At 39.7% G+C, this 26,267-nt stretch carries 29 protein-coding genes and 1 pseudogene; 21 read left to right on the forward strand and 9 right to left on the reverse strand.

Annotated features, from left to right (window positions below):
* The first annotated feature begins 405 nt into the window (after nt 1-405).
* The 3 genes from MSKOL_RS13085 to MSKOL_RS13095 all read left to right on the forward strand — a co-directional run bounded on the left by MSKOL_RS13085 (nt 406) and on the right by MSKOL_RS13095 (nt 2,544).
* The gene (locus tag MSKOL_RS13085; RefSeq protein ID WP_369799547.1) at nt 406-1,335 is read left to right on the forward strand and encodes an ATP-binding cassette domain-containing protein; all 930 of its coding nucleotides are present in this window, start codon (nt 406-408) and stop codon (nt 1,333-1,335) included.
* Nucleotides 1,336-1,338: 3 nt separating this feature from the next.
* Nucleotides 1,339-2,175 carry an ABC transporter permease gene (locus MSKOL_RS13090; protein ID WP_048156910.1) on the forward strand — a complete coding sequence of 279 codons (837 nt, stop codon included), beginning with the start codon at nt 1,339-1,341 and terminating at the stop codon, nt 2,173-2,175.
* Nucleotides 2,176-2,256: 81 nt separating this feature from the next.
* Nucleotides 2,257-2,544, forward strand: a complete 288-nt coding sequence (locus MSKOL_RS13095) for a UBP-type zinc finger domain-containing protein (RefSeq protein ID WP_231592238.1) — start codon at nt 2,257-2,259, stop codon at nt 2,542-2,544.
* 134 nt (nt 2,545-2,678) lie between these two features.
* Here the strand turns inward: MSKOL_RS13095 and MSKOL_RS13100 are convergent, their stop codons facing one another.
* Together MSKOL_RS13100 and MSKOL_RS13105 are read right to left on the reverse strand one after the other, a co-directional pair.
* Entirely contained in the window at nt 2,679-3,152 is a 474-nt protein-coding gene (locus MSKOL_RS13100) for a hypothetical protein (RefSeq protein WP_231592239.1), read from the reverse strand.
* A 276-nt stretch (nt 3,153-3,428) separates the two neighbouring features.
* Nucleotides 3,429-4,058: a GDSL-type esterase/lipase family protein gene (locus tag MSKOL_RS13105; RefSeq protein ID WP_048156912.1), complete on the reverse strand. Its 630-nt coding sequence runs from the start codon at nt 4,056-4,058 to the stop codon at nt 3,429-3,431.
* 368 nt (nt 4,059-4,426) lie between these two features.
* Here MSKOL_RS13105 and MSKOL_RS13115 point away from each other — a divergent pair, with 368 nt between their 5' ends.
* From MSKOL_RS13115 to MSKOL_RS13135, 5 genes are all read left to right on the forward strand, one after another.
* Nucleotides 4,427-5,137 carry an SDR family NAD(P)-dependent oxidoreductase gene (locus MSKOL_RS13115; protein WP_048156915.1) on the forward strand — a complete coding sequence of 237 codons (711 nt, stop codon included), beginning with the start codon at nt 4,427-4,429 and terminating at the stop codon, nt 5,135-5,137.
* A 281-nt stretch (nt 5,138-5,418) separates the two neighbouring features.
* Nucleotides 5,419-6,129 (forward strand): SDR family NAD(P)-dependent oxidoreductase, encoded by a 711-nt coding sequence (locus tag MSKOL_RS13120; protein ID WP_048121563.1) that lies wholly within the window; start codon nt 5,419-5,421, stop codon nt 6,127-6,129.
* A gap of 52 nt (nt 6,130-6,181) precedes the next feature.
* A complete protein-coding gene (locus MSKOL_RS13125; RefSeq protein ID WP_048156917.1) occupies nt 6,182-6,850 on the forward strand; it encodes a phosphoribosyltransferase in 669 nt (222 codons plus the stop codon).
* Nucleotides 6,851-7,780: 930 nt separating this feature from the next.
* Nucleotides 7,781-8,815: an inorganic phosphate transporter gene (locus tag MSKOL_RS13130; RefSeq protein WP_048156920.1), complete on the forward strand. Its 1,035-nt coding sequence runs from the start codon at nt 7,781-7,783 to the stop codon at nt 8,813-8,815.
* Nucleotides 8,812-9,501, forward strand: a complete 690-nt coding sequence (locus MSKOL_RS13135) for a TIGR00153 family protein (RefSeq protein ID WP_048121569.1) — start codon at nt 8,812-8,814, stop codon at nt 9,499-9,501. Before MSKOL_RS13130 ends, MSKOL_RS13135 begins: the two co-directional genes overlap by 4 nt.
* Before the next feature lie 198 nt (nt 9,502-9,699).
* Here the strand turns inward: MSKOL_RS13135 and MSKOL_RS13140 are convergent, their stop codons facing one another.
* Nucleotides 9,700-9,924 carry a hypothetical protein gene (locus MSKOL_RS13140; RefSeq protein ID WP_048156926.1) on the reverse strand — a complete coding sequence of 75 codons (225 nt, stop codon included), beginning with the start codon at nt 9,922-9,924 and terminating at the stop codon, nt 9,700-9,702.
* Nucleotides 9,925-10,086: 162 nt separating this feature from the next.
* Here MSKOL_RS13140 and ilvD point away from each other — a divergent pair, with 162 nt between their 5' ends.
* Nucleotides 10,087-11,748: a dihydroxy-acid dehydratase gene (ilvD, locus tag MSKOL_RS13145; protein ID WP_048121574.1), complete on the forward strand. Its 1,662-nt coding sequence runs from the start codon at nt 10,087-10,089 to the stop codon at nt 11,746-11,748.
* A 145-nt stretch (nt 11,749-11,893) separates the two neighbouring features.
* On the opposite strand, the gene MSKOL_RS20365 is transcribed toward ilvD, so the two are convergent.
* Both MSKOL_RS20365 and MSKOL_RS13150 read right to left on the reverse strand, forming a co-directional pair.
* On the reverse strand, nt 11,894-12,061 hold the full coding sequence (locus MSKOL_RS20365; protein WP_156151092.1) for a hypothetical protein: 168 nt from the start codon (nt 12,059-12,061) through the stop codon (nt 11,894-11,896).
* Between the two features lie 23 nt (nt 12,062-12,084).
* Nucleotides 12,085-12,882 carry a winged helix-turn-helix domain-containing protein gene (locus MSKOL_RS13150; protein WP_048156929.1) on the reverse strand — a complete coding sequence of 266 codons (798 nt, stop codon included), beginning with the start codon at nt 12,880-12,882 and terminating at the stop codon, nt 12,085-12,087.
* Nucleotides 12,883-13,045: 163 nt separating this feature from the next.
* Between MSKOL_RS13150 and MSKOL_RS21660 the strand changes: the two are divergent.
* The 4 genes and pseudogenes from MSKOL_RS21660 to MSKOL_RS13165 form a co-directional block, all read left to right on the forward strand.
* Nucleotides 13,046-13,171: pseudogene (locus MSKOL_RS21660) on the forward strand (hypothetical protein); the annotation flags it as partial.
* Nucleotides 13,172-13,940: 769 nt separating this feature from the next.
* Nucleotides 13,941-14,228 carry a hypothetical protein gene (locus tag MSKOL_RS13155; protein WP_048156931.1) on the forward strand — a complete coding sequence of 96 codons (288 nt, stop codon included), beginning with the start codon at nt 13,941-13,943 and terminating at the stop codon, nt 14,226-14,228.
* A 125-nt stretch (nt 14,229-14,353) separates the two neighbouring features.
* Nucleotides 14,354-14,560 (forward strand): type II toxin-antitoxin system HicB family antitoxin, encoded by a 207-nt coding sequence (locus MSKOL_RS13160; RefSeq protein ID WP_048121586.1) that lies wholly within the window; start codon nt 14,354-14,356, stop codon nt 14,558-14,560.
* Complete coding sequence (locus MSKOL_RS13165) at nt 14,553-14,768, forward strand: type II toxin-antitoxin system HicA family toxin (RefSeq protein WP_048121588.1); 216 nt, start codon at nt 14,553-14,555, stop codon at nt 14,766-14,768. The genes MSKOL_RS13160 and MSKOL_RS13165 overlap by 8 nt, the downstream gene beginning before the upstream one ends.
* A gap of 603 nt (nt 14,769-15,371) precedes the next feature.
* Here MSKOL_RS13165 and MSKOL_RS13170 read toward each other — a convergent pair.
* The 3 genes from MSKOL_RS13170 to MSKOL_RS13180 all read right to left on the reverse strand — a co-directional run bounded on the left by MSKOL_RS13170 (nt 15,372) and on the right by MSKOL_RS13180 (nt 19,502).
* A complete protein-coding gene (locus MSKOL_RS13170) occupies nt 15,372-16,103 on the reverse strand; it encodes a M48 family metallopeptidase (protein WP_048156933.1) in 732 nt (243 codons plus the stop codon).
* On the reverse strand, nt 16,100-18,319 hold the full coding sequence (locus tag MSKOL_RS13175; RefSeq protein ID WP_369799548.1) for a type I restriction endonuclease subunit R: 2,220 nt from the start codon (nt 18,317-18,319) through the stop codon (nt 16,100-16,102). Before MSKOL_RS13175 ends, MSKOL_RS13170 begins: the two co-directional genes overlap by 4 nt.
* A gap of 451 nt (nt 18,320-18,770) precedes the next feature.
* Nucleotides 18,771-19,502 carry a sulfite exporter TauE/SafE family protein gene (locus MSKOL_RS13180; protein WP_048156935.1) on the reverse strand — a complete coding sequence of 244 codons (732 nt, stop codon included), beginning with the start codon at nt 19,500-19,502 and terminating at the stop codon, nt 18,771-18,773.
* Between the two features lie 704 nt (nt 19,503-20,206).
* Here MSKOL_RS13180 and MSKOL_RS13185 point away from each other — a divergent pair.
* The 4 genes from MSKOL_RS13185 to MSKOL_RS13200 all read left to right on the forward strand — a co-directional run bounded on the left by MSKOL_RS13185 (nt 20,207) and on the right by MSKOL_RS13200 (nt 22,641).
* The gene (locus MSKOL_RS13185; RefSeq protein ID WP_048156938.1) at nt 20,207-20,956 is read left to right on the forward strand and encodes a hypothetical protein; all 750 of its coding nucleotides are present in this window, start codon (nt 20,207-20,209) and stop codon (nt 20,954-20,956) included.
* A 101-nt stretch (nt 20,957-21,057) separates the two neighbouring features.
* A complete protein-coding gene (locus tag MSKOL_RS13190; protein ID WP_231592240.1) occupies nt 21,058-21,300 on the forward strand; it encodes an SHOCT domain-containing protein in 243 nt (80 codons plus the stop codon).
* Between the two features lie 785 nt (nt 21,301-22,085).
* The gene (locus tag MSKOL_RS13195; RefSeq protein ID WP_048121657.1) at nt 22,086-22,292 is read left to right on the forward strand and encodes a heavy-metal-associated domain-containing protein; all 207 of its coding nucleotides are present in this window, start codon (nt 22,086-22,088) and stop codon (nt 22,290-22,292) included.
* Nucleotides 22,293-22,392: 100 nt separating this feature from the next.
* Nucleotides 22,393-22,641 (forward strand): heavy-metal-associated domain-containing protein, encoded by a 249-nt coding sequence (locus MSKOL_RS13200; protein ID WP_082091139.1) that lies wholly within the window; start codon nt 22,393-22,395, stop codon nt 22,639-22,641.
* Between the two features lie 523 nt (nt 22,642-23,164).
* Here the strand turns inward: MSKOL_RS13200 and MSKOL_RS13210 are convergent.
* Nucleotides 23,165-23,521 carry a helix-turn-helix domain-containing protein gene (locus MSKOL_RS13210; RefSeq protein WP_048156944.1) on the reverse strand — a complete coding sequence of 119 codons (357 nt, stop codon included), beginning with the start codon at nt 23,519-23,521 and terminating at the stop codon, nt 23,165-23,167.
* A 123-nt stretch (nt 23,522-23,644) separates the two neighbouring features.
* Here MSKOL_RS13210 and MSKOL_RS13215 point away from each other — a divergent pair, with 123 nt between their 5' ends.
* The 4 genes from MSKOL_RS13215 to MSKOL_RS19440 all read left to right on the forward strand — a co-directional run bounded on the left by MSKOL_RS13215 (nt 23,645) and on the right by MSKOL_RS19440 (nt 26,255).
* Nucleotides 23,645-24,409 (forward strand): P-loop NTPase, encoded by a 765-nt coding sequence (locus tag MSKOL_RS13215; protein ID WP_048121653.1) that lies wholly within the window; start codon nt 23,645-23,647, stop codon nt 24,407-24,409.
* A 40-nt stretch (nt 24,410-24,449) separates the two neighbouring features.
* Nucleotides 24,450-25,094 (forward strand): flavin reductase family protein, encoded by a 645-nt coding sequence (locus tag MSKOL_RS13220; protein WP_048156946.1) that lies wholly within the window; start codon nt 24,450-24,452, stop codon nt 25,092-25,094.
* Nucleotides 25,095-25,683: 589 nt separating this feature from the next.
* On the forward strand, nt 25,684-25,890 hold the full coding sequence (locus MSKOL_RS13225; RefSeq protein WP_048156949.1) for a heavy-metal-associated domain-containing protein: 207 nt from the start codon (nt 25,684-25,686) through the stop codon (nt 25,888-25,890).
* Between the two features lie 218 nt (nt 25,891-26,108).
* The gene (locus tag MSKOL_RS19440) at nt 26,109-26,255 is read left to right on the forward strand and encodes a hypothetical protein (RefSeq protein ID WP_231592654.1); all 147 of its coding nucleotides are present in this window, start codon (nt 26,109-26,111) and stop codon (nt 26,253-26,255) included.
* Nucleotides 26,256-26,267 lie beyond the last annotated feature (12 nt).

Here is a 26,267-nt window from a genome sequence, read left to right on the forward strand (position 1 = left end):
CTCTAGAAGCATCCCTGAAGTTCTGCAAACTGTAACTCAAATCAAACTGTGGCTTAGATTATCCAGCTTTTCAGCCGTTGACAGACTACCTGCTAACTAACCTGTTTACTTTCTTTTCTCCTTTTAAGCAAATAATTTTTGCTGCCTTTATCTATTCAGGCTCGCAAAAGAGCCATTTCACGAAATATTCCTTTCCAGTAGCCCTTAAGAATTCATCTGTGGCTTTCGATACTTAGATATGGTTTTATCCATATTTATTAACCAGTTTACTTTCTACAGAAATTCAGGCAAAATACCTATTTATCAATGAAAGTTTCATTTCCTTTATAGATAGAAACAGAGGGAGTACTGGTTCTGGAAGACAATATCATAGAAGTAACTAACCTTGAATATTTTTTCGGCGAGATAAAAGCCGTCGATAACATCAGTTTTACGGTAAGAAAAGGGGAGATATTTTCTTTTCTCGGGCCAAACGGAGCTGGGAAGAGTACTGTAATTAATATTCTTACCACTCTCCTGCCTATGCAGAAAGGAAGAGTAACTATTGCAGGCCATGATTTGAGAACTGAACCTGAAAAAGTAAGGGAATCAATAGGGATTGTCTTTCAGGAGTTGACTCTTGACAGGGATATGACTGTTCGGGAGATTCTGGAATACCACGGAAGGCTCTATTCCATGCCAAAAGCTCAAAGGCAGGCGCGTGTTGACGAATTGCTAAGTCTGGTCGAGCTTGAAGCAAAGAGGGATGTTCTGACAAGATACCTGAGCGGCGGAATGAAGCGCAGGCTTGAGATTGCGAGGGGACTCATGACCCGCCCGAGAGTGCTTTTCATGGACGAACCTACAATCGGGCTTGACCCTCAGACAAGAATCAGAATCTGGGATTACGTAAAAGACATCAACCGGCAGGGCACAACCATTTTTCTGACAACCCATTATATGGACGAAGCCGACCAGCTCAGTAACAGGATAAGCATCATAGATCATGGGGAAATCATTGTCACAGGCAAGCCCTGGGAGTTAAAAAATGCACTTGGTGAAGATCTTATATATCTCGAAACAAGTGATAACAGGGAAGCTTCCAGTCTGTTAATGAAACTTGATACTGTAAAAGGAATTCGAGACAAAGCAAAAGGAATAATTGCTATGGTCAATATGGACGGTACCTACCTGCTGCCTGAGATCATGGATAAACTTCGGAACGGGGGTATTAAGATCAGGGCCGTAAACCTCAAAAAACCATCAATGGATGACGTTTTTGTTCATTATACCGGAAGGGAGATCAGGGATACGGGGACCGAAAAAACGATTGTGGCAAAACCAGGAAGGCGTTAAGAGATGCATAAAGGCTTTCTTACCATATACTGGCGTGACATGCTACGGTTTGTCCGGTTCCGAACTCTCCTGTTTACTTCCCTTGTCCAGCCTGCACTCTGGCTAGCTTTTTTCGGAGTAGCAATGTCAAACAACTTTGAAAGGCTTACTGCAACTATGCCGGTTATTCCCGGGGTGAGAGTTGTGGGATACCTGACTTTCATAGGTGCAGGCGTTATTGCCATGACCACACTTTTTACAAGCCTTTTTGGGGGGACAGTGCTGCTTTTTGACAAAAACTGGGGGCTTATGCGGGAGACCCTTTCAAGTCCTCTTCCAAGAATCCATATAATCATAGGGATAGGACTTTCAGCCATGACAAAATCCTTTATCCAGGCTACTGTGATCATGGTTTTTGGGCTTTTACTGGGAGTCCAGTTTTTTGAAGGCTACACAGTAACACAGATTCTGGTTTCACTCATCGGGATCATGCTTTTTGTAGGGATATTTTCTCTCGGGTTTCTTTTCCTTTCGGCTGCAATAGCAATAACAATGGAAAGCCCGGAAGGGATGCAGGCTGTAATAACCCTGCTTACTATGCCTTTCTTTTTCACGAGCAATGCACTTTACCCTGCAAATTCATTTCCTCCTGTGCTCCGGGCTCTGTCCACAGTCAATCCTCTCACACACCTTGTCAGCGGAATAAGGTATTTTGCAATAGGGAGTGAATTTTCGTCAATTGGACTCCGTTATACTTACACTCAGGGAGAGGTTATTGTCTCCTTCCTGGCTCTCCTGGCTTTTGCGGGAATAATGTTTCTTATTGCAAGGTGGAGGTTTACCAGGGTTACAGTTACGTAATTTCAATACTGCTCATTTTTAACGCTGTAAAGATAAAAATAAAAAGGAAAAGTGGGAGGGTAAAGTGGGAGGATAAACACTATGGTCTGTACAGGGAGGATAAACACTATGGTCTGTACACACAGAACTATGATAAAAATTAAAAACATAGAGCAGGGCTCAAAGGGTTGTGAGGAATGCCTGAAAAGCGGAGATAGCTGGATACACCTGAGGGTTTGCCTGACCTGTGGACATGTGGGCTGCTGTGACCAGTCAAAAAATAAACACGCAACAAAGCACTTTGAAGAAACCGGGCATCCTGTAATCCAATCTTTCGAGCCAGGTGAGGACTGGAAGTACTGTTATATTGATCGCCAGTATCTTGAGTAAAAGTACAACGCGAATGTCAGGTTTTCGAATAATGCTTTGCGTTGCCAGGGTGAAAAATTTTTGGTACTGTAATAACAGGAAAACATTTTGAAATACGATAACTACTATCTTTTTTGAATCCGCATTCTCTACAGCTAATCCTTTTTAGATCCAGCCTGGAAGTAATTAGAATTTTTTGCGGGAATTTTCCCTGATGCTTTTCCATCTAGAGCTTTTACCCAATTTTCCCCGTCCCATTTTTTCCAGTGCATCATTATCATTGCACGGTTTAACAAAAGTTCTTCCCCTGAGTCTATGAAATCGTTTCCATTCTTGAGTCCATGTTCGAAAGTATATCTCAGGCGTCCAGAGTACCATTCCAAAAATCGTGAGAATGCTTCGAATTTCGATATTCTCAGATTATGCATAAAGAATGTGATACAGATTTCTTGAAGTTGATCTTGTCTCGGTAGCCAGATATAATTAATAGAATTATTTCCAGGATCGAGTAAAACCTCAATTTTTTCAAAAGCTGGATTATAAACAAAATCACCGGATTGGAATACCCACTTCTGCTGAATTTCCTTCGCTAGTGAGCACATTCTGATATACTTCTCTGATGTGTCCATTTCAACCAACCTCAAAAGGAAATATCGAGTAATGGTTAAAAGGTTCACCTGAGCTATGTGAAAGTATTAACCTTAAATGGTTAATATGATCGACCTTAAATGGTTAATATGATCGACCTTAAATGGTTAATATGATCGACCTTAAATGGTTAATATGATCGACCTTAAATGGTTAATATAATAGACCTTAATTGGTTAATATAATAGCCCTTACAAGGTAATCACTATTTTTTGCAGTTGTTTTGTGTTTCAAACCTATGATGGCACCAGTTACCTCTAGTGTTTAAACAAATTGATGTCAATCGAATTTCCCATAGCAACATAACCAGCAGCGTTTGGATGGCACCCATCTCCAGAATCGTACTCTTGTCTCAGATTATCATGGCCATCATCCAGCACAGAGTTGAAATCTATCACTTTATAGCCTTGTACATTTGAATATGATAGAATCCACTTGTTCAGGTTGTTTGTTTTTATTTTCAAATTCCGTGGAACATAAGTCATTGGTGTGATTGAGCAAAGTACTGGTGTAATTCCATTTTGTATGGAATTCTTGCACATTGCAGCTAGATCATCTTCAATAACCTGTTCAGGCTGTCCAAGGAGAAGGTCATTGATACCGCCCATTATTATAACAAAATTCGGATGGTGTGATATCACATCTCTATCAAACCTGGCTAGCATCTCGTAAGTCTGATCTCCGCACTCACCAGCGTTGTGTATTACTGCTCCAGACAATCGTGATTGCAATATTGAAGGATATGAAGTCCCATTTCCACAAAAACCGTATGTGATGGAATCACCCATACACACTACAGATATTTTATTGTTATTTAGTGCATTATTTTTTAGTGTATTATTTCCGATGTCTGCATGACCAGAAAGGGATATAGATGACACAAACATGAGTTGTTATATATTCAGTGTATTCATAAATTTTCTTCTCATATTCGACTCGTAAATCTGGATTAACTTCAAAGCTTTTGCCATTTTCTCAGGGCTGATGGAGGGATCTTCACATAATCTCAGACGCACTGGAGCGTCAAAAATGGTACAACCCAAAACGAAATATTATTCGTCTGCCGGAATTCGCACCAGAATTCTGAATAAAAGGCTGACAACCGAAGAAATTGAGAATATCAAAAAGCTCATTCTCGCGAGAAGAACTTCTTTTCAGAAACTTAATTTCCAAAAATATATCCCTTTTTTCTCCGTTTTATATTTTATTTAATAAAAAATAATTATATAAATATAAACCGATAAAAGGAGTAGCAATGAGTTTAGCAGGTCAAACAGCTCTTGTAACTGGGGGGAGCAAAGGGATAGGAAGAGCTATCTGCCTTGCTCTGGCAAAAGAGGGAGCAAACGTCGTTATTGCAGCAAGGAATGAGAGTGAAATCAAAGAGATCGTAAATAAATTAAAAGCAATGGGCAGTAAAGCCATGGCTGTCCAGGCTGACGTGCAGAATGAAGAGGACGTAAGACGCCTGATTTCAATGACAATTGACAAATGCGGCAGGCTTGATATCCTTATCAACAACGCAGGAGTGGCTTACAAAAAGAAGCTGGAAGATACCACCCTGGAAGAGTACGAACAAATGATGGATACCAACTTAAAAGGAGTTTTTCTCTGCACAAAGTATGCGATTCCATACGTCAGAGAGAGCAATAATGGAAAAATAATCAATATATCCTCGGTAGGAGGATTACACGGGCTTCCGAATTTTTCCGTATACTCTGCCTCAAAATTTGGAGTAAACGGAATAACAGAATCTATTGCGTCCGAGTTAGAAGGAGAAATAAAAGTCTACGCTATCTGCCCTGGCGCTGTGGATACGGGTATGTACAGGTCACTATTTTCGGACAGGCCTTCGCTCAAGCCAGAGCACATCGCAGAAAAAGTGCTGGAACTTGCCTCGCCTGATTCAAAAGTTACATCAGGGAAGATAATCGAGATGCAGGCTCTTCCAGTCCCTCAGCTTTAATTATAAATACCAAGGAGCAGGCCTCCGACAACTATAGGACAGTTATGGGACAGTTATGGAACAGTTCTGGCAGACTTATAACAGATAGCTCTGGCAGCTTTATAGTACCTAAATCATCTTTTTGCCAGGTCTTCTGCATTCTTTTGCCGGAATTTCCTTTTCTTTTTAAGAGATAGCTCTTAATTGCAGTTTAGAAATAGTGCTTCCAAAATTATATCCTTATCCTGCTTGACAATTAATAAAATGACTGTAGAGTGACTGCTGACTGTAGAGTGACTGCTATGAGATTGAAAGGCCAGACAGCTATTGTAACCGGTGGGGGAAAAGGAATTGGCAGGGCCATCTGCCTGTCACTGGCAAGAGAAGGAGCCAACATTGTAATTGTTGCAAGAACCGAAAGAGAAATTAGAGAAACTGCCAGGCTGGTGGAGAGGGAAGGGAGAAGGGCCCTTGCAGTAAAGACCGACATTCGAAAAGAAGATGAAGTCATAAACATGATTTCAGAGGCAGTAAATGCTTTTGGAAAAATTGATATCCTCGTGAACAATGCAGGAGTGGCATACAGGAAATATCTTGTAGAGACTTCAACTGAAGAATATAATGAGATTATAGATACAAACGTGAAAGGTATGTTTTTCTGCACAAAATACGCTCTTCCTCACCTACTTAAAAGAGGAGAAGGCAGGATTGTAAATATATCTTCTGGAGCGGGAAAGCATGGCATACCGAAGCTTTCGATATATTGCGCTTCAAAATTTGCAGTAATTGGTTTTACAGAGTCTCTTGCTTACGAAGTCGGAGGTGGGCTTCAGGTTTATGCAGTCTGTCCTGCAGGTGTGGATACCGACATGTACCGCTCGCTTTTTTCAGATGAGCCTGTTCTCAAGCCTGAAGATGTTGCAAACAAAGTGTTGGAACTTTGTTTACCAGAAACCGTTCTTCCTTCAGGTTCTTCAGTAGAAATTTACAGGCGGCCTATGAGGATATTTTGATTTTAATATTTGTACGGAAAAAAGGCATAATTTTTGAATACAAGGTGGAAACATGTTCAAAAACCGTAAAGATGCAGGGGAAAAGCTTGCAAAAGCTCTTGAAAAATACAGGATCGAGAATCCTATTATTCTTGCAATTCCACGTGGGGGAGTGGAAGTTGGACTGCAGGTTGCAGCGAAGCTGAATACCGATTTTTCTCTAATTATTTCAAGGAAACTACCTTTCCCGGACAATCCTGAAGCCGGATTCGGGGCAGTAGCCGAGAACGGGAGTACGTTTATTTTAGAAAATGCACACAACTGGCTTTCAGGAGAAACCATTGAACGGATAAAACAGGAGCAAATTGCTGAGATTGAAAGGCGCATAAAAGCTCTCAGAGGAGGAAATTCCCTGTCCGAGCTTGAGGGAAGAACTGTAATTCTAATTGATGACGGCATTGCAATGGGCTCTACAATGCGGGCAGCCATTGAACTTTGCAAAAACAGGAAGGCCAGAAAAATAGTGGTTGCAGTGCCTGTAGCAGGAGTAGAGGTCGCAGAAGAGCTTCAGAAAATAGTAGATGAGCTCGTGGTGCTTGAGATTCCTGCATATTTCAGGGCTGTTGCTCAGGCTTACGAGAGATGGTACGATGTTTCGGATGAAGAGGTGCTGGACCTGCTCAGAGAGAATATCAGGAAAAAAGAACTGAAAGATCAGGAATTTCATGAGCTTGAAACCTGAAAAATATCTTCCTCTACTGTTCTATATCAAATGATCTGTATAGTTAAATGATCTATGCTGTTAAATGATCTCGACTGTCAAATGATCTCAGTGTTTGCATAATTTCTGTCAATTAATTCATATTAAATAATCCATTTGAATAACTATGGAAATATTATATAATTAGTAATCTTAAAAAACCAAATTCTCTTACATTAATACTCTGTTACATTAATACTCTATTATAGTACTCTATTACAATTAGTAATTATGCAATAACTTCTCTGCTTTTCCAGAATGAAGTTCTGGAGCAGATTTAGAATCCTTCCACAAAATATATCCAAAGACTTCTTTTTTAAAATTAAACATTTTTATTGAAGTTCTGGAGCAGATTTAGAATCCTTCCACAAAATATATCCAAAGACTTCTTTTTTAAAATTAAACATTTTTATTGAAGTTCTGGAACAGATTTAGAATCCTTCCACAAAATATATCCAGAGACTTCTTTTTCAGAATTAAACATTTTTATTGAAGTTCTGGAAAGGCATATCCGAATAAAAACTTTACGTTATTTTGAATAACGGAAAAGCTTTGTTCTCTTAGAGTTTGTCCATGTTATCTTCAGATAGGAGATTTAAAGCCGCTAACCCTGAGGTAAAGAGAATATGAATATATCAAAAATAGTTGTATATAGATCTATAGATTATATAGAGCGCTCGAAAATATATGGAAACTATAAAATATAATGAAATGGTCTGAAATAGCATACAAGCTCAGAATTAAGAGAAGTGTTCAGGAATTAATGAAAATAATAAATCTTTGGATAAATGAACAGATAAACTTATTATAATAACTAAAAATCGGAGTTTATGGTTATTATTAGTTAAAGGTTATAATTATAATTATAATTACTAAAAGATTTGAGGTTTAATATTTCTGGAGCAGAAAAAAATGGATGTACTTATCATAGCGCTTATTTTAGCGGGCCTTTATATGGCCTGGAATATAGGGGCAAATGACCTCGCAAATGCTATGGGGACTTCAGTTGGAACAGGATCCTTATCAATCAAGCAAGTGATTGTTATTGCTGCTGTTTTTGAACTTTTAGGCGCCGTATTGTTCGGTGGACGAGTAACCTCTACAATTGCCAATGGGATTGTCCCCATCAGCATCATTGGCAAAGTCCACCCAGGTATTGTGGCGGTCGGGATGTTGGCTGCGATTCTTGCGGCAAGTTTCTGGGTAACTCTCACCACTTTTTATAACCTTCCCGTTTCAACCAGCCATTCCATAGTTGGTTCAGTGCTCGGCTTCGGGCTGATTGCGGCTTACAATGGAACGATCTCTTTTTCTGAAATCCACTGGGGAGAGCTTCTGAAAATTGTCGCCAGCTGGTTTATCTCGCCAGTTCTTGGAGCGGTTTTTGCTTATCTGACCTTTTCTCTAATAAGAAAAATCTACCTTCATAGAGCTATAGACCTGCCTTTTGTTGAGAAAAAATTCATATCCTTACAACTCATTACTGGTTGTTATATTGCATTTGCACACGGGTCAAATGACGTAGCAAATGCGATTGGTCCTCTCTGTGCAGCACTTAATGTTATGGGAGTTTCAGGGACAGAATCCGGAATTCCTCTCTGGGTGCTTTTACTGGGAGGTCTTGGAATGGTAATAGGAATGGCCACCTGGGGCTATAAAGTAGTTCTAACAATTGGCTCAAAGATTACGCAACTTACTCCTACACGTGGTTTTTCTGCCCAGTTCGCAACAGCGACAGTGGTTTTGCTTCACAGTTACAGTTCCCTTCCGATTTCGACTACACATACTCTTGTCGGCTCGGTTATAGGGGTTGGACTTGCAGGCGGGATTGCAGCCGTTGACCTGCGCGTGATCTGGAAAATTATTTCTTCCTGGGTAGCAACAGTTCCTATAGCCGCACTTACATCGGCATTGATCTTTGTAGGATTAAAGGTGATCTTTTTATGAAAGACTACATCCGTTCTGTCCTTGACGTGGTTGCTGAATCTCCCTTTTTGCCTCTGGAAACACACGCAAAAAAGGGAGTGCTGGCAGTTGAAAAGCTGGCTGAAGCAATGGAAGCCTACTGTGCAGGAAACCAGTCCATTCTGGAGGAGAGAACAGATGAGATTGACAAACTGGAACATGAGGCTGATAAACTCAAACAGAAGATAAGAGCAAGCATTCCCTCATCAGTAAGGTTGCCCGTGAATAAAAAAGACCTCCTTTCCTTTCTTAAGCAGCAGGACTCTATTGCGGATTATGCTCAGACGGCTGCCTACTGGATGACCCTTCGGTCCTGTAAGGATGTCCCTGAGGAAATCAAAAAAGGCTTTCTGGAACTGATGAACACCTCCCTGAAGACTGCAAGGCTTTACGATGAACTTGCTGGCGCACTTTACAAGCTTCTCGCAACTTCCTTCAGCAAGGAAGAAATCAAAGAAACTATGACCATCATCCCTGAAGTCGAAAGACTGGAACATGATGTGGATGTGCTTGAAACCGCACTCCTGAAAAATATCTTCGAATACGAGGATGTTCTCGGAGGCGCAGGCGTCTGCCACCTTATGGGACTTGTCGAAAGAATAGGAGGCATCGCTGATAAATCCGCAAGCGCTGCTGACCGTCTGAGGACAATGATTCTCAGAAGATAACTTTTTAGTTATCATCTTTTTACAACACATTTTCCTTTTCGGCTATAACATTTACCGTATCCTCTTCAAATTGAGTGGAAATCCCTCAATTTCCATTCAATGAACTTTTTTCTCTGATGAGTTGATCCAGAGGAGCCAGAGATGGTATCTCGAATTTGTTGGCGAATCTATCACATAGAATCTGTCACATAGAATCTATTATATAGAATCTGTCACATAGAATCTATCACATATGTACTGATATGTATTTACACCCAGTCTCTTTGCTGTCTGAAAAATCGTCATAAATGTGTCATTTGCCTTTGTTCCTTTCTCTGTTATGGTTTGAAAGCTCACATCTCTTTTTCTGACCTTTGCTCTCGCCGCCAGTTCCACCACATTATTATGCAGTGGAACCTCTGGCAGAACCAGTACCTTTAACAAATGTTCCCTGCTTTCCTTCTCCTCAGCGATTCTTTCATCCAGCTGTTCATATCCTGTTTCTTTTTTACAAGTCTTTCCTCCCCAACCTGTTTATACTATGAAGTTTTTTCCTATCTATACATTATACTTAGTTTTCATCATGAAACTTTAAGGAGATTTAGAATGAGAAGCGATATCATCAAAGAGGGACCTGAACGTGCTCCCAACCGTTCACTTCTGAAAGCGACAGGAGTCACAGATTCCGAGATGAGGAAACCATTCATCGCAGTCGTTAATTCCTGGAACGATATAATTCCTGGCCATATTCATCTGAATAAACTTGCTGAGGCTGTAAAAGCCGGAATCAGGAACGCCGGGGGAGTTCCTTTTGAATTCCATACTATAGGAGTATGTGATGGAATCGCAATGGGACATGAGGGTATGAAATATTCCCTTCCCAGCAGAGAAGTTATTGAGGACACGATAGAGATTATGGTTAAAGCCCATCAGTTTGATGGGATTGTCCTTATTCCCACATGTGACAAGATTGTGCCAGGTCACCTTATGGCAGCAGGCAGGCTTGATATCCCTGCAATTGTCGTAACCGGAGGGCCTATGCTTCCGGGTTATGTTGATGACAAATATACAGACCTGATCTCAGTTTTCGAAGGAGTGGGCGCTTACAGTGCAGGCAAACTCTCAGAACTTGATCTTAAAAGGCTTGAAAATCTTTCCTGCGGAGGAGCCGGGTCCTGTGCAGGGATGTTTACCGCAAATACCATGGCCTGTGTAACCGAAGCACTTGGCCTGAGCCTTCCTGGCTGTGCAACTGCTCACGCAGTGGATGCAAAAAAGGTCCGGATTGCCAAGGAATCAGGTGAGCGTATCGTCGAAATGGTTAAAGAAAACCTGACTCCCAGAAAACTTGTCACTTTGAAGTCTTTTGAAAATGCAATTATGGTAGACATGGCAGTCGGGGGGAGCACAAATACTACTCTGCACCTTCCTGCCCTTGCCCATGAATTCGGGCTGAATCTCCCTCTTGAAAAATTTGATGAGTTGAGCAGGACAACACCCCACCTGATCTCGCTTCGCCCTGGCGGCCCTAATTTCATGCTACACTTTGACAGAGCAGGTGGAGTTCAGGCAGTCATGCAGAGGCTTTCCTCCAAACTTCACCTGGATCAGCTTACAGCAAATGGCAAAACTATCGGGGAAAACCTGAACGAGTTTGAGATTATTAACCCAAAACTCAATAAAGATATAATTGCAACTCTCGACAAGCCTATCCATGCCGAAGGGGGAATTGCAGTCCTTAAAGGCAACCTTGCCCCTGACGGTTCGGTCGTAAAACAGGCAGCCGTTGACCCTAAAATGCGCGTTTATACAGGCCCTGCCAAAGTTTATGACTGTGAAGAAGCTGCTATGGAAAGTATCCTTGCAGGCAATGTAAAACCTGGAGATATTGTAGTTATCCGCTACGAAGGCCCAAAAGGCGGCCCTGGAATGAGGGAAATGCTTGCAGCTACAGCCGCAATCGGAGGCATGGGCCTGCTGGAGTCTGTGGCTCTGATAACTGACGGGCGCTTTTCCGGAGGAACACGCGGACCATGTATAGGGCACGTCTCTCCTGAAGCCAGCGAAGGAGGGCCAATTGCTCTGGTAAAAGACGGGGATATGATAGAGATTAATATTCCTGAAAGAGTTCTGAACCTTAAAGTCCCAGAAGAAGAGCTTGCGAAAAGAAAAGCGGCATTCGTACCTCCAAAAAAGGAAGTTACAGGCTACCTTGCAAGGTACCAGCGTTCCGTTCACTCTGCAAATACAGGCGGAATAGTGGACTAAGCTTTTCAAGGTTATTTAAAAACTTTATATCGGAAGGGTTCATCCTTCCTCTTTTTTAACCCTCTTCAGCAAATGAAGAATATTTGTTCTTACAAGTAAATAAACCGCCCTGGCTCCGTTCGGCATCTTCACCATAATAGCCGCCTTAACCGCAACCGTTGCGTCGGTTGATCACAAACCGTTGCGCCGGTTTATCACGCCGATAGGGTTTGGGGATAAGGTTATCAGACTCAAACGGTTCTTGGGGTTTTCGGTCAAGCCTTTTTTCAAAAGGGTTGCGGGCAAGCAGTTGTTTGAAAAGGCTTGCGGGCAAGCAGTTTTTTGGATAGGCTTGATTTATTCATGTGGTATTTGTGTAATCTGGATAGAATTCTTGAGCAACTCATCAAAAAGCTCACTTCCAAACTGGAGGGCTGAAGGCTCGTAACTTATCAGGCTTTCCCTATCGAAATGCTTCTGACTTTTCGGGAAAAGGGAAATCATGACAAATCTGTCGGTTGCGGTTAGATTTGCGATCCGGAGTTCTCCAGAGTACAGGAAAAACTTCACGCTCTCGAATGTCAGTATATTCTGGAGGTCTTCGAAGTAATCCTTAGAATAGTGCTCAAAAACAGGGCCGGACATGAGAAAGGAAAGCTTGACTCCATCTCTGGCAAGTTCCTTACACATAGAAATAAGCGAGGGGTCAAAATAGGCTATACATTCAAGAATACTACTCGATTTAGAGAGGTTTTCAACGATCTCTGGATCAAGTTCAAACATCCTGTCCAGATCTGGCTGAATCAGGTCACACTTTCCGAGTTCTCCAAGCCGCCTTCGGAAAGAAGAGGGAATTCCCTGAAAATCTCGTTCAGCCCAGTAATCAAAATTGTCCTCGAAGACATCAATTATGCTGACAAGAGGCTGCATCTTTTCAACAAGGACTTTTCCTATAAGTGAAAGGCTGTAGATTTTGTCTTCCTGAACGACCAGGGATTTTTCTTTTAATTTTTTTATTTGAGGCAAAATGGCAGTGGACGTTACCTCAAGGGCTTCCTTGATCTCATCTATGTTTTTCGGACCGCCTTTCAGAAAGAGCAATAACTGCTTTCGCTTGTCGGAAAGAAAAATCAACTCTAGAAGTTCGAATTGCAACCCTTTTCAGTCTCCTATTGAATTATATATAGCTAAATAGATTAAAGCTGTCAAAGATATATAAGTTACTACTGTTTTCAACTTTTTAAGTGGATGACTTTATTAAAATTATATATTTGTTGGGAGGATTGGTCAAATAGACTGAACTTAAAAATTAGTAGATGAAATTGGGATTGAGATAAGAATGGCTCATTATCCAGCACATACCTCGAAATACAGCCCAATAGAGCGCAGGTTATTCTGTCATGTCACAAATGCCTGTAAAGAGTGCCGTTTTCAGCATTATTGATGTGGTCAAAAGCCTTGTTAATAAGACTTCTATATCAACAGGACTTAAAAGTGTTATCGACTATCAAGGACAAAATGTATGAAACGGGAAGAAAATTAAGTGGAACCTTCAAGGAAAACATGAAAATTGTATTTAATGATTATTTGGGGAAGTGAAATTATAAAGCAATTCCCAATGTGAAAACATGAAGTTATTTGGCATGAAAGTATCTCTAATTTCGCACTCCTGACCCTCATTCAAAATTTCTGATTATATGGGACACCAACATCACATTTTTGTCCTGTTAAATTTGGGTCAGTGTCCGGAATATGAACTTGAGAATTCTATGCCTTCATGTAATGTCAGGTTCCTCTTTCTTTACAATAATGAAGATTTCACTAATTATTTCATTAGAATACCCCGCTAGCTTGCTTGGGGTGCGCCAGCTCAACTTTGATTTGAAAATTTGCAGTGATTATCTCAACTGAAGCTTAGGAAAATGTCTTCTGGAAGTTATCAATGAAGCCAAAAGGCCAAAGAGTTTGAGAAATTTCAAAAAGATACGTTTGAGTAATCAGGGAAATTTTCAGAAAAAACGATAGCAGAAAAACATTTTGAAAATTGACAGGACATCTGCGGAGTCGGATAAAAGTAATATTAATTCCATTCTACTATTGAATTCCATTTCACTGGTTGAAAAAGCCGGCTTGACGGCTGCAAGAAAAAGGTTACTGAAAGGAATTAATAGTAGTGCCCTTATAATCAGATTTACCGAACCAAGGAGAAGATAATGCCTACAAAAGAAGAGATAGAGAGCCAGATTATGGACCTCTGGGACGAGATCTTTGATCTTGACGACAAAAGTCAGGAAGAATTAGAGGCTAAGTATGCAGAATGGCGGGAAGTAGAACCGCGACTGGACGAAGGGGTAGATGAACTCGTAATACATATTGAGTCAATGAAAGGAATCAGTGAAGAAAGCCTGCTTATCTACAAAGAGGTTAAAGAAATCAAAATAAGGTACAAGCAGCAGAAGGATGAGATACAGGCAAAAATAGATGCGCTGAAGAAAGAATAAGAAAAGATATAAAGATGTCACTGTTTGATTTTTCAGGATAAAGGTTGGAAGTCTGCCGTTTATCTACAACGCTAAAATCATCAGAGGCAGAGTATATTAAATATCAAAATTACCAATTATTCTTTATGCGGTTTACAATCAAACTTGAAGAATCTGAGGACGGAGGCTATACTGCCCAGTGCCTCGAAATTCCTGCTGCTATTAGCGAAGGAGATACTAAAGAAGAGGCACTTGAAAACATTAAGGAAGCTATTCAGCTTGTCTTGGAAGTAACAAGAGAGCAAGCTCAGGTACTGGGAGAAATCGCTACTGTGGAGGTTTCAGTTGGCTAAATTGCCTTCGACTTCCGGAAAAAAGGTTATAAAAGCTCTCGGAAAATTGGGTTTTGTCGTTGTAAGGCAGAAAGGAAGCCACGTAATTTTGCAAAGAGAATCAAACCTGGTCACCGTACCACTTCACGACCCTATTAAAAAATCTACATTAAACGCAATCCTGAAACAGGCTGATGTTTCACTTGAGGAGTTGCTTGAGCACCTTTAATTTTAAGTAACTTTTTTGAACAGCTTAATTTTGTGCAAGATTTGATTGACTGAAACGGGGATTTTCGATTGCCTTCAGATGGGACAACGCAGAGTATATTTCAAATAGAGCTCATCCCAAAACCAATTTCATTCCCAAATCGATATACTATTTTCATGTTAGAAATTAGAGCGATTATTCAAAATTCAAGGTTTTGGGATAGGCTCATAGACTACCTAATTATTTCTATAAAAATATATTTCCCGCGCGTACTGTTCCCCTCTTCCCCACCTACCGTTTTTTAGTTTTTGATCCTTCCCAAACCGATCCGCGACAGAATCTCTAGATCGTGAAATTCTCAAACCGGACCCCTGAATGTAAAATTTTTGAAAGAGACCGGGAATTCATAAGATATTTGTTAAAAGCGTCCGGAAGTGGTTTTGGAATTTACTGAAAATCTCTCTTGAGGAACTGGGTGATGTGAAGGAGGTATTTTTTACTTTCTGGGATCAGGGGGGTTGAGGATATTGAGATTGTGCAGGAGAAAAAAAGGAAGGAAATAGTGGTATTTGGTGGAAAGGAGGAGTGAAATTTAGATTAGCGTTTTTGATCTAAATTGTGACATCATAATACATATCTCCATCCTTCCTTTCGTAAGGATTCCTTTCGGAGCTCATAGTCAGGCATAATTAAACGAAGACTCTTCCAAAAATCTGATGAATGACTTTTATATTTTATATGGCAGAGCTCATGAGCTATTACATATTCGATTTGTTTCATAGGGGCCATGATTATTTGAACATTGATCCTAATTACATTGTCTTTTGAGCAACTACCCCACCGCTTTGCTTGAGATTTAACTTTTAATGAAGGGGGACTAATGTGAAGTTTTCGAGAGTAAGTCTGTGAAATTTCTCTTAGTTTTTTCTCAGCATGTTCAACGTACCACTTCCAAAGTACACCTCTTACTAACTGCTGACGGTTCTCTTGAGGTGTATCTTTAGGGATAGTAACCTCAAAGAATCTTCCTTTTAATCTGATAGAAACTTCAAAATTTTCTGAAAGAATTTTCAGGCGATATTGTCGGCCCATATATAGAAATGTCTCACCGCTAACATATTCTTTGGATGAATCAAACTGCTGGATGTGATCAAACCACTCTAACTTTTTAAGCACCCAATCAGCCTTCCTTTTCACTACCTCTCTGATGGCTTCAGGAGTTAAATTGGAAGGAGCAAGAACTTTCACTTTCTTATCTGGACTAACGGAGATGCTTACGTTTTTTCTTCGAACACTATAGGTAATTTCATAGTTTATTTTTGAAGTTCCAAAAATTACGCTGTCGTTTTCATTCATCCTATGAACCTCTTGGCTGCAAGATCCATAAGTTTCATAGCCATATCTTCAACTTGGTCTGAAGGAAAGTTAGAATCTCTAAGAGTTCTTTTTATCTGGCGCCTCATTTCTCTTTTCACGTCTTCTTTTTGCTGCCAGTCTACTACAGCATTTTCTTTAATTGTCCGATAAACTGCCCCAGCTACTTTTTTGAAAGGCTCTTTATCTAAGACATTTTCCGTGATCAAGCTATAGAAAGGAGCTACTTCTTGATCTACACCAAGATCCTTTGCGTATGTTTCTGGAGCTTTGACCTTTTCAAGAGCGTTTTTAAGACGTTTCAGTTTTTCGATGCTGTCAATTCTTTGTTTACGGGTATCTTCGATAATCTGCTCAAGCATTTCCTTTATAGAAGTGTAAAACACAGGGTTTTCATCACATTTCACAGAAATTTCGTGCTTTATAGCATGCTCAATTTCACTTGCCTTTGCTTCTGCAGAAGAGAGCTTTTCCAGTTCTTTTTCGAAGTCTGCCGAGTAGATGGAAGTAGGTTCATGCAACTGGATTATATCCTTGACTTTAATATGATCTTCTATGATCTTCCTTACCTTTTCACTGCAATCTTCTAGAGAGAGGAGACTATCCCTATACCTGTTACGTGCAGTCATCCTGATTTCTCCAAGCCATTTAAGATCCTGTAGGTAATCCAGAGCTTTAGGATCTGGGAGGAGCATATCCATATAGTTTGAAAAGAGCTTGAACCTCTGATCAAAAACGACTCTCTGATCCTCTGGCTCAAGATAGCGGACACAAAGTTCGGTATAAGATTCGTTGTAATTCCCTTTTTCCACGTCCTGAAAGAAATCAAGTGCAGCTCTATTTGCAGCTTGGAGTTTCGGAAGAATTTCTTTTTTGTAGTCTTCCCGAATCATTCCTTCGATGCCTTCCTCGCTGTACATCTTAAGGGCATTCTGAAGCTCCTCGGCAACGCCCCAGTAGTCAACAACAAGCCCGTGTTCCTTGTGGGCAAACTTTCTGTTTACGCGCCCCATTGCTTGAAGTAAATTGTGCTCCTTTAAGGGGCTATCTAGATACATGACCTGCTCAACGGGGGCATCAAAACCCGTAGTGAGCTTGTCACAGACTACAAGGATTTTTGGATCCTTTTCTTCTTTAAACCGCCTAATAATTTCTTCTTCTTCAGATTTAGTCTTCCTATAGGGCAAATAATCGGTTTCGTTATGCTCAACCGAGATCAAAAGTTCACTTGAAGGGGCATTAATATCATCAAGAATCTTTTTATATTTGATAGCAGCTCTTCGGTTTACAGCTACAATCTGCGCTTTAAAGCTATTTGGCATGATATATTCTTCATAGTGTTTAATGAGATCAAGGGCTATTGCCCTGAGCCTGGGATAGGAAGCCGCTATCTCTTCCTTAGTGATGTATTTCTTTTTGATTGCTTCTTTTTCTTCAGGAGAATAACCAGTAAAAATTCGGTCGAAAAGTTCTTCAAGCCCATAACCTTCTATCTGAAGTTCAGCCATTCGGCTCTCATAATAAATCGGGACGGTCATTCCGTCATTCACTGACTGATTGTGATCATATCTATCGATTTCGGGCCCGAAAGTTTCAAAGGTATCTCTGTTTTTCTTAGAGATAGGAGTACCTGTAAAGCCTATGAAACAGGCATTTGGAAGAGCTCTTCGCATGTTTGCTGCAAGAGACTTATACTGACTCCTGTGGGCCTCATCCACAAGTACGAAGATATTGGATTCTTCCGTCAGGACAGGGTAGATATTGTTGTCAGATGTTACATCTTGGAACTTCTGAACTGTGCTCATAATTGTCTGTCCAGTTGGCTTGCTCAAAAGTTCCTGTAAATTCTTTGAATTTCGGGCTTTGATGGGATTAGGGAAACCACAGCGTTCGAAAGTCCCGTGGATCTGGCTGTCCAGATCAGTTCTATCAGTAATGACAAAGAGGGTCGGATTTCCAAGTTCTTTCCTATGCCGTATCTTAACAGCTGTCCAGAGCATAGTAAGGCTCTTTCCGCTTCCCTGCCAGTGCCAGATAACTCCTCCTTCTTTTTCTGCTTTCGTAATATTTTTGAGAATTTTATTTACCGCTCTGAACTGCTGGTATCTCGCAAGCTTTTTTACAGTTTTTCCGCTTTCTCTTTCAAAGACGATGAAGTTCCTTATAAGGTCAAGCAGGTTTTCCTTCGAGCAGACGATTTGTCGTCAGAGAAGAGTGAAGACTGCTCATCCAGCAAAATGGAACAGTACTCTTCGAGCAAACCGAGCAAAAATTACTCATCAAGTGGATGCTAACAAGTTTCTCGAATCTAGAAAGTAAAGTCACCTATAATTAAAATTAGTGGGGGATACTCCCACTCCTATTTTTAGCTGTTTGTGTATCTTTTCGTGTTGCATTTTAAGAATAAAACTGCCTGCTTCAGTGTTTTATGATATTAACTCGGCACAATTAACTCAACGCACAATTGACTCAACGCACAATTGACTCAACACACAATTAACTCAACACACAATTAACTCAACACACACTGTGTAATTGATGAAAAAAGAGCTAAAAGGTCTTCGCAATCAACTCAACACAATCAACTAAAGATAAAAGGTACAAAAATTAAAAAACTTCAAAAGTGATAGGTTAGGATGTGCTGTAAAATTATGGAATCAGTATCAATTTCAACCCAAATAGAAATATGAAAATTGACACAAAGTTTCTGAATTTTTCCTGGGGTATTTTCTCAACTCCTTTTTTCCCGATTATTGCCCCAATTAATGACATGGGTATGAAGATCAAAAAGCCTGATACAAGGACAGGATCAAGTCTCGTACCTCCCTGGATATACGTCGCTATCCTTGTAGAGTCGATCATAAAAGATATAGCGCCAGCGGTTGCAACATAAACAGCTTTTTCCAGGTTGAAAGCGCTCAAAGCTACTGCGTTTATCTCCCCGCCTATACCAAATATACCTGCAAAAAATCCGGTAAGGGTTCCACTGGATATTGCTACTGATAACTTCTGGCTCAGTTTGAAAGTTCGGTTGAAAATAATGAAAATAACGTAGGCTATAAGGAACACCCCTAAAGCTCTTGAAAGAATTTCCCTTGAGATTCTCAAGGATAGGGATGATCCCAGGAAACTGGCAAAGATCCCTGGAAGCCCGAAGGCAAGAAGAAGTTTCCATCTTATTCCATTTCGAAATAAGAGCATCTTCCAAATATCATTAAACCAGTGAACTATGCCTACCAGGAGTAAAGTCTGAGGCAGAGGCAGGATAATCAGCAGGACAGGTACCATGATTGTGGATATTCCAAATCCGGCCATAGTCCCTATCAGGCTTGCCAGCAGTGTAAGCAGGGCTATATAGATAACTTCTTCATAGACAAACATGCTTTCCTACCGTATTCAACCGGATTCAATTAGACTTAATTAGATTTAATTAGACTTAGTTAGACTTAGTTAGACTTAGTTAGACGTAGTTAAACTTAATTAGATTTAGTTAAACTTAATTAGACTCAATTTTTCTTGCATTTGGCATCTTGAGGCCTCGCTGCCCTTGCTATGATCTGGGTTCTTCTGGAAGTGCTGTACCCCAAAAGACAGGTCACTCTCCAGAACGAGGGTGACAATCTATCTTAAAGCATTAGGTGATAATTATAAATAAATTAACATATCTTTAATTATTGGGGTATTATGGTGGTCGTTCATTTTTTGTCTTCAAGGTGGGACATTAACCGTTGTGGTTAAAAGCTGAGGTTTAGGGTCTCAAAATAAAACAGAAACCTGGCCGAAGTTCACATAAGAATACACCAAAAATTGAACAAGCTCATTCAATTGTTCAAAGCACCCCGTTTTAATTTAATTGCAGGAGTTTGACTGTATTTTTTCGTCTAAAATGAACATGATATTCTTTGAACAACATGCACAACAAATGAAAGTGCTTGCAGATGGCACATTTTCATGCTAAACATAGTTAAATCAGAGTTACTTGCCATAATTTGATAAAAATATTTAACAGTTATATAAAAAGTCCGGTTAGCTGCTGATTTAACTATCAGAACTTAATCCGATGCAGAATTTAATTCGAGGCGATCATGGCAGACAGCAAAAATATCATAATTGGTCTGTTAGTACTGGCAGTAATAGTGCTTCTTGTTTTTCTAGCTTTCAGGCCAATGACATACAGTTCAACCTACAGCCAGGGAGATTATCAGCCAGGGCAGATGGGGCCGGGAATGATGAACAATCCAGGCTACAATTATAGCTATGGACCGGGGATGATGAATAATCCAGGCTATAACTATGGCTATGGACCGGGGATGATGGGCAATATGATGGGCAATATGATGGCAATATATTATCCTGAGTCAAAACCTGTAACTCAGGATGAGGCTTTGAAAAGCCTGGAGAACTTCTCCAGCCAGTATGGCTCGAATATTCAGGTCGAGGACGTCATGATATTCAGCGGCAACTATTATGCTGTTTTAAAGGACACAAACAGCAGTCAGGATATAGCTGAAGTACTGGTGGATCGTTATTCAGGGTCAGTCTATCCTGAACCAGGACCAAATATGATGTGGAACACACGCTTTGGAGCTGGCAGAACAACGACCGGAGCGCCTGAGTATGATCTAAATGAGACTAAAAAGCTGGCAGGAGATTTCTTAATAGGCTACCTGCCGGGAGCACAGGTACTGGAATCACACGAAATGCCCGGTTATTACACTTTTGATTTTGGGAGACAAGATATTGAAGGGATGTTGAGCGTAAATGCCTACAGTGGTCAGATCTGGGTACATACCTGGCACGGACCTTATCTGGGCGAGGAAAACATTACAGGCTGAATTATAGTTATTCTAATTGACAGATTCAAGTGTAAGTGTTTGTGTCCAATAGTAAAGATAGAAATGGTGAAACGATGGATTAACTGCTATATTGGGAGGCGGTGACAATAAATGGATTCATGGATCATTACGGTTACGGCATGGGGTATGGAGGTATTTTTTTCGGGATCCTCTTCTGGATTCTCATAATTGTGCTAGCTTATTTGCTAATTAGGTGGTTTGTTGAGCAAAATAAAATCAGAGGAGGTGAAGAGAAGTCTGCGCTGGATATTGCAAAGGAAAGATATGCTAAAGGTGAAATTACTGAAGAAGAATTTGAAGAAATGAAAAAACGCCTGGTGTGAAAGCCTTCAACCTGCTTAGCAGGAACAACTTTCAACTTATTTTTATTTTCATTAAAAATATTCAAAGATATTCAAAGATATTTCATAGGGATTATGTCAAAAAAAGGATGTGGTGAGTATCAAGCCTTTTAAAAAATGCTTGAGCGAAAACATCATTATCATGGTGATAACCATTCTTAATATGGCTTGACGCAACCTTTCCGGTGGAAATCTTGACCAAAAACCCTGAACGTCTCAATGCATCCGTTTGTAGAAGGTTTGATCGAAAATGACCTTGTCGGCGTGGTCAAGCGGCACAGCACTTTTGATAATTGGCTTTGTTCTGGTTGTGACTGTGCTTCTGCGCCTTTCTGTGATTAGCGGTAGGTGAAATTCCAGTTCAGAATATAAAATAAGATCGAAAAATCTGTTTAGAGATAACTTGGTTAGAAATAATCTGGTTAGAAATAATCTGGTTAGAAATAATCTGGTTAGAAATAATCTGGTTAGAGATAATCTGGTTAGAGATAATCTGGTTAGAGATAATCTGGTTAAAAATAATCTGGTTAGAGATTTTTGGCTCTTCACCATTCCTGATGGATACGATGATTTTCAATTCTCCAAAATTTTCCGAGTTTTGTTTCTTTCATTATTTAATGTAGTGATAATCTCAGTCTCATTATCCTGAATTTGCGCAAAGAATTTGTGGTAAATAGGACATACTATTATTCAATTATAAAATATTCCAGGAAATTATTAGATTAATTTATTATGTTACCAGGTAAAGTTATACGGAGATTGAAACCATGACTCAAGAAACCATAAAAGTTGAAGGCATGTCCTGTATGCACTGCCAGTTGAGGGTTAAAAAGGCAGTTGAAGCTGTAGAAGGGGTACAGAGGGCGGACGTAAACCTTCAGACCAAACAGGTAACTGTTGATTTCAAAGAAGGGGAGGAAAACCTCGAAAAGGTCAAGGCTGCAATTCGTGAAACCGGATATGAGCCTGTTTAATGTAGTCTCACGCAAATAATATCTGGTACTGGTTTCAAAGAATATATAGTAAAAGATACAAATTTTACATATGGGTGAAGCACCTGTTTGAAAAATATAGTTGTGCTGCGGGGGTGAACACATCGGAGAGACAACATTCATAGTAGATGATCTGGTATGCAGGTACTGCAAGGATATGGTCGCAAGACTCGTTACATCTATCAATGGGGTTTCCAGAGTAAATATCAACATTCCTGATAGAACAGTAAATGTAGCCTATGATAGCCGGATAACTGACGCGTACGTTATACAGATGACTTTGCTTAAAGCTGGCTATAAAATCGTAGAAGAACCCGGAAGAATCTTTTAAGCGCAGGGCAATCTTGAAAAATATGGATAGTGGCAGATCCAGCATCTGGATAGTAGCAGATTCAGCATCTGGATAGTGGCAGATCCAACATCTGAATAGTGGCAGATCCAACATCTGGATAATGGCAGATCTGATGGAAGGCACTATTAGAGCCTACAGTATGGCCTGCGTTCATTGTCAAAAAAGAATAGCGAATGCTATTTAGAATTGAATAGCATGTTCTATTTTTTTCTCTTGATGAAATGAAAACTGATTAAGTTCGAACTTGATTTTTAAAAGTATATTAAACAAATTGAATTTTGAAGGGATTTTAAACTTAAAAAGTACAGTTATGAAAGCCATCATCCATATGATCAAGCAGCTACGTTTTCTCTTTCATACACAGAGTCGTTTTGAGGAAAAAAGGAAAAACTGTGTTTTTGCAGATGGAATTACGAGACTTTTGATTATTTCCGGGTTTTTTGAACGATGTAGGTCAAATGTCATCGAAATCAATGTCAAATTTCGGCTATCCCAGAAGATATTAAAAAGTCTTTGAATTAAAGATTTCCTTATGCAGGTTGTCCCGTTTCTCTGCCCATTGTATTAAGGGGATTATTACTTTACAAAGCTCTTTTCCATCGTCTGTCAAAAAGTATTCAACTCTCGGAGGTATCTCGGGAAATGCTTCTCTCTGGATAAGGCCTTCTTTTTGGAGTTCTTTTAACAGGTCGGTAAGTGACTTTGGGCTGATACCCTCAAGAGTGTTCATGAGATCATTGAATCGTAATCTATTGTGATGCCCAAGGGCACTGATCGCCTGAATGGCCCATTTTTTGGATATTATGGTGATAATCCCTTCTATGGGGCACAAACAAATTCCGTTACTATTCTTTTTCATAGTCACTTTATCACTATTAACTTTATAGTTTTAATACTATAGAAAAGTATCCTATTTATTAATATTTTATGTTATTATTTCAGTTATTTTTAATACTAAACATTATTAAACAGAGGTGAAAAGATGAAAGTCCTTGTATGTGGAAAAGGTGGAAGCGGCAAGAGTACTATCACTGCTCTGCTTGCAAAATCTATGGATAGAAAAGGTTACAATGTTCTTGTGGTGGATAGTGACGAGTCAAACTTCGGGCTTCATAAACAGCTAGGTCTTGAAATGCCCGAAGATTTCATGAATTATCTTGGAGGGAAAAAAACCCTTGGAGAAAAGTTAATGCAGGCATATCAGAAGGGAGACACTGTCAGTATTTTTGAGAACACATGGCAAATTTCCGACATTCCCGAAGCTTATACTGTAGAAAAAGGAAACATCAAAATGATAACTATAGGCAAAATCCATGACTTTGGAGAGGGATGTGCCTGTCCGATGGGTGCTCTTGCAAGGAATTTTCTAAAAAACACGGAAACTACTCCTGAAGATGTTGTGTTTGTGGATACTGAAGCTGGTATAGAGCATTTTGGAAGGGGAGTTGAAGAAGGTTGTGACCTTGTGTTAATGGTACTTGATCCATCTTATGAATCCATAAGGCTTTCAGAAAAAATAAGTGAACTTGCCGAGAAAGCCGGGAAACCTCTATATTTTATTCTAAACCGCGCAGACAAAATAGGGACTCAGTTAATGACGGAAACCGTGGACAAAAACCGTATTCTAACTTCAGTCCCGTCAAACACGGAGATCTTCCTGGCAGGGTTTGAAGGAGATGAATTAAAAGTAGAACTTCCAGAAATCGAGTCAGTTGCTGATTTTCTAATCTCAGGAATTCATTCTTGAAATCGAGAAAGAAGACAATTGTAGATAGCGCAGTGGTAATATGATATTAGAAAACTTCAAAAGAGAATCGATAGTACCCTTGCCAGTGGCATTCATATCAACAATCAGTGAAAATGGAATTAGAAATATAGCACCATATTCTTGCTTTATGCCTGTTTTACGTCCATTAGATTTAGTTTGTGTAGCTTCAGCAATAAGGAGAGATACGTTAGACAATTTAAAAAGCACAGGGGAATTCGTTATTAACATGCCTGGTACTGATATGGCAGATAAAGTGATACCAACGGCTTCACATGTCCCTCCTGATGTTGATGAATTCGAATTAGCCGGTCTAAAGGAGAAACCTTCAAAAAAGATCAGGGCTCCAGGGATTGAAGGATGCTACGCCTGGATGGAATGTAAACTAGACCATATAATTACTGAAGTATGCAATGGCTTTCCTTACGCATTGATTCTTGGTAAAGTAGTGTATCTTGAGGTGGAAGATAGCGTCTACAAAAAAGAAAATGGTTCATGGGACGTAGAAAAAGCTAAACCATTAATGATGACAGGGTCAGACGAGGGCATGCATTTCTGTACTGTCAATGATATCGGTAAATTTGAGCCTTATGGAGCTATGTTTAAAAACGGTAATGACCCTCTCAAAAGGATATATAAAAAAGAGGAGGGTCAAGAATGCAAGTAATGAGTATGGAAGATTTTAATGAACTAGAACTAAATAAGTTCAAAAAGCTCGTGTTTTAAACTGCTGAGAATCTATAGTCACGCCTGTAATTGTTGCAACAAAAAAACTTCATTCTACCATTTAGGTAGTTGCATTATTTAGCCTCGTGACTACAATATTATTTTTCTCAGTTATTACTGTTTTTTCAGTCAGTACTGCACAGTTCAACTGAAAAAACAACGTTCTCAGGTACATTGATCTCTATTGATAGCTAACTATGTGTTTAGCTTAAGCCTACTAACCCAGGAATCCAGTTTCATGGAAATTTAATTATTGAGCAAATCTTTGATAGCTTTTCATCAACAGATAGCGATTCAGAGTTAACATGTGACCAATAACTGAATTTTCAAGATACTGGTTTTAAAACCATAATGATTTAACGTGAGAAACTCGTGAATAATGATTTAACGTGAGAAACTCGTAAATAATGATTCAGCGTGAGAAACTCGTAAAAACAGTTAACGGTTTGATGCTGTTGATTTTTTAGTTCAACTGCATAAGTTCTATTTATATTAAAAAAGTTTTAGGTTTATAGTTGGAGATAGAAAATATGACTCAAGAAACCATAAAAGTTGAAGGCATGTCCTGTATGCACTGTCAGATGAGAGTTAAAAAAGCAGTCGAAGCTGTGGAAGGAGTACAGAAGGTGGACGTAAACCTTCAGACCAAACAGGTAACTGTTGATTACGAAGAAGGAAAGGCAAACATTGAAAAGGTTAAAGATGCGGTCAGAGAAGCCGGATATGAACCTATCTAATGTGGCTACATATCTCTTACCGGTCTCAAGATTATGTCTCAAGATTATTATACTAAAAAGTTATACTAAAAAGTACAAGCTTTCACATATGGGTAAAGCACCTGTTTGAAAAACGTAATTGTGCTTTGGGGGTAAACGTATAGGGAAGACTGCGTTTATAGTAGGCCAAACTTTCATGCAGGCATTGCAAGAATAAGATTTCAAGACAGTTTACCTCTATCAATGGGATTTCCAGAGTAAATACCAATACTCTTGAAAGAACCATGAATGTAGCCTATGGCAGCCGGATAACTGATACGTGTTTCATACAGATGATTTTGCTTAATGGATATAAAACTGTAGAAGAGCTCGGAAGAATCTTTTAAACGCCGGGCAGT

The organism is Methanosarcina sp. Kolksee (assembly GCF_000969945.1).
Lineage (GTDB): Archaea > Halobacteriota > Methanosarcinia > Methanosarcinales > Methanosarcinaceae > Methanosarcina > Methanosarcina vacuolata.

Excerpts from the sequence above, each read along its gene's own strand:
- MSKOL_RS13215 (WP_048121653.1), top strand. The coding sequence starts at position 23,645 with ATGAAAGTCCTTGTATGTGGAAAAGGTGGAAGCGGCAAGAGTACTATC.
- MSKOL_RS13115 (WP_048156915.1), top strand. The coding sequence starts at position 4,427 with ATGAGTTTAGCAGGTCAAACAGCTCTTGTAACTGGGGGGAGCAAAGGG.
- MSKOL_RS13225 (WP_048156949.1), top strand. The coding sequence starts at position 25,684 with ATGACTCAAGAAACCATAAAAGTTGAAGGCATGTCCTGTATGCACTGT.
- MSKOL_RS13195 (WP_048121657.1), top strand. The coding sequence starts at position 22,086 with ATGACTCAAGAAACCATAAAAGTTGAAGGCATGTCCTGTATGCACTGC.
- MSKOL_RS13170 (WP_048156933.1), bottom strand. The coding sequence starts at position 16,103 with ATGAATGAAAACGACAGCGTAATTTTTGGAACTTCAAAAATAAACTAT.
- MSKOL_RS13185 (WP_048156938.1), top strand. The coding sequence starts at position 20,207 with ATGGCAGACAGCAAAAATATCATAATTGGTCTGTTAGTACTGGCAGTA.
- MSKOL_RS13180 (WP_048156935.1), bottom strand. The coding sequence starts at position 19,502 with ATGTTTGTCTATGAAGAAGTTATCTATATAGCCCTGCTTACACTGCTG.
- MSKOL_RS13125 (WP_048156917.1), top strand. The coding sequence starts at position 6,182 with ATGTTCAAAAACCGTAAAGATGCAGGGGAAAAGCTTGCAAAAGCTCTT.
- ilvD (WP_048121574.1), top strand. The coding sequence starts at position 10,087 with ATGAGAAGCGATATCATCAAAGAGGGACCTGAACGTGCTCCCAACCGT.
- MSKOL_RS13090 (WP_048156910.1), top strand. The coding sequence starts at position 1,339 with ATGCATAAAGGCTTTCTTACCATATACTGGCGTGACATGCTACGGTTT.
- MSKOL_RS13095 (WP_231592238.1), top strand. The coding sequence starts at position 2,257 with ATGGTCTGTACAGGGAGGATAAACACTATGGTCTGTACACACAGAACT.
- MSKOL_RS13130 (WP_048156920.1), top strand. The coding sequence starts at position 7,781 with ATGGATGTACTTATCATAGCGCTTATTTTAGCGGGCCTTTATATGGCC.
- MSKOL_RS13135 (WP_048121569.1), top strand. The coding sequence starts at position 8,812 with ATGAAAGACTACATCCGTTCTGTCCTTGACGTGGTTGCTGAATCTCCC.
- MSKOL_RS13210 (WP_048156944.1), bottom strand. The coding sequence starts at position 23,521 with ATGAAAAAGAATAGTAACGGAATTTGTTTGTGCCCCATAGAAGGGATT.
- MSKOL_RS13220 (WP_048156946.1), top strand. The coding sequence starts at position 24,450 with ATGATATTAGAAAACTTCAAAAGAGAATCGATAGTACCCTTGCCAGTG.
- MSKOL_RS13155 (WP_048156931.1), top strand. The coding sequence starts at position 13,941 with ATGCCTACAAAAGAAGAGATAGAGAGCCAGATTATGGACCTCTGGGAC.
- MSKOL_RS13120 (WP_048121563.1), top strand. The coding sequence starts at position 5,419 with ATGAGATTGAAAGGCCAGACAGCTATTGTAACCGGTGGGGGAAAAGGA.
- MSKOL_RS13100 (WP_231592239.1), bottom strand. The coding sequence starts at position 3,152 with ATGGACACATCAGAGAAGTATATCAGAATGTGCTCACTAGCGAAGGAA.
- MSKOL_RS13105 (WP_048156912.1), bottom strand. The coding sequence starts at position 4,058 with ATGTTTGTGTCATCTATATCCCTTTCTGGTCATGCAGACATCGGAAAT.
- MSKOL_RS13160 (WP_048121586.1), top strand. The coding sequence starts at position 14,354 with ATGCGGTTTACAATCAAACTTGAAGAATCTGAGGACGGAGGCTATACT.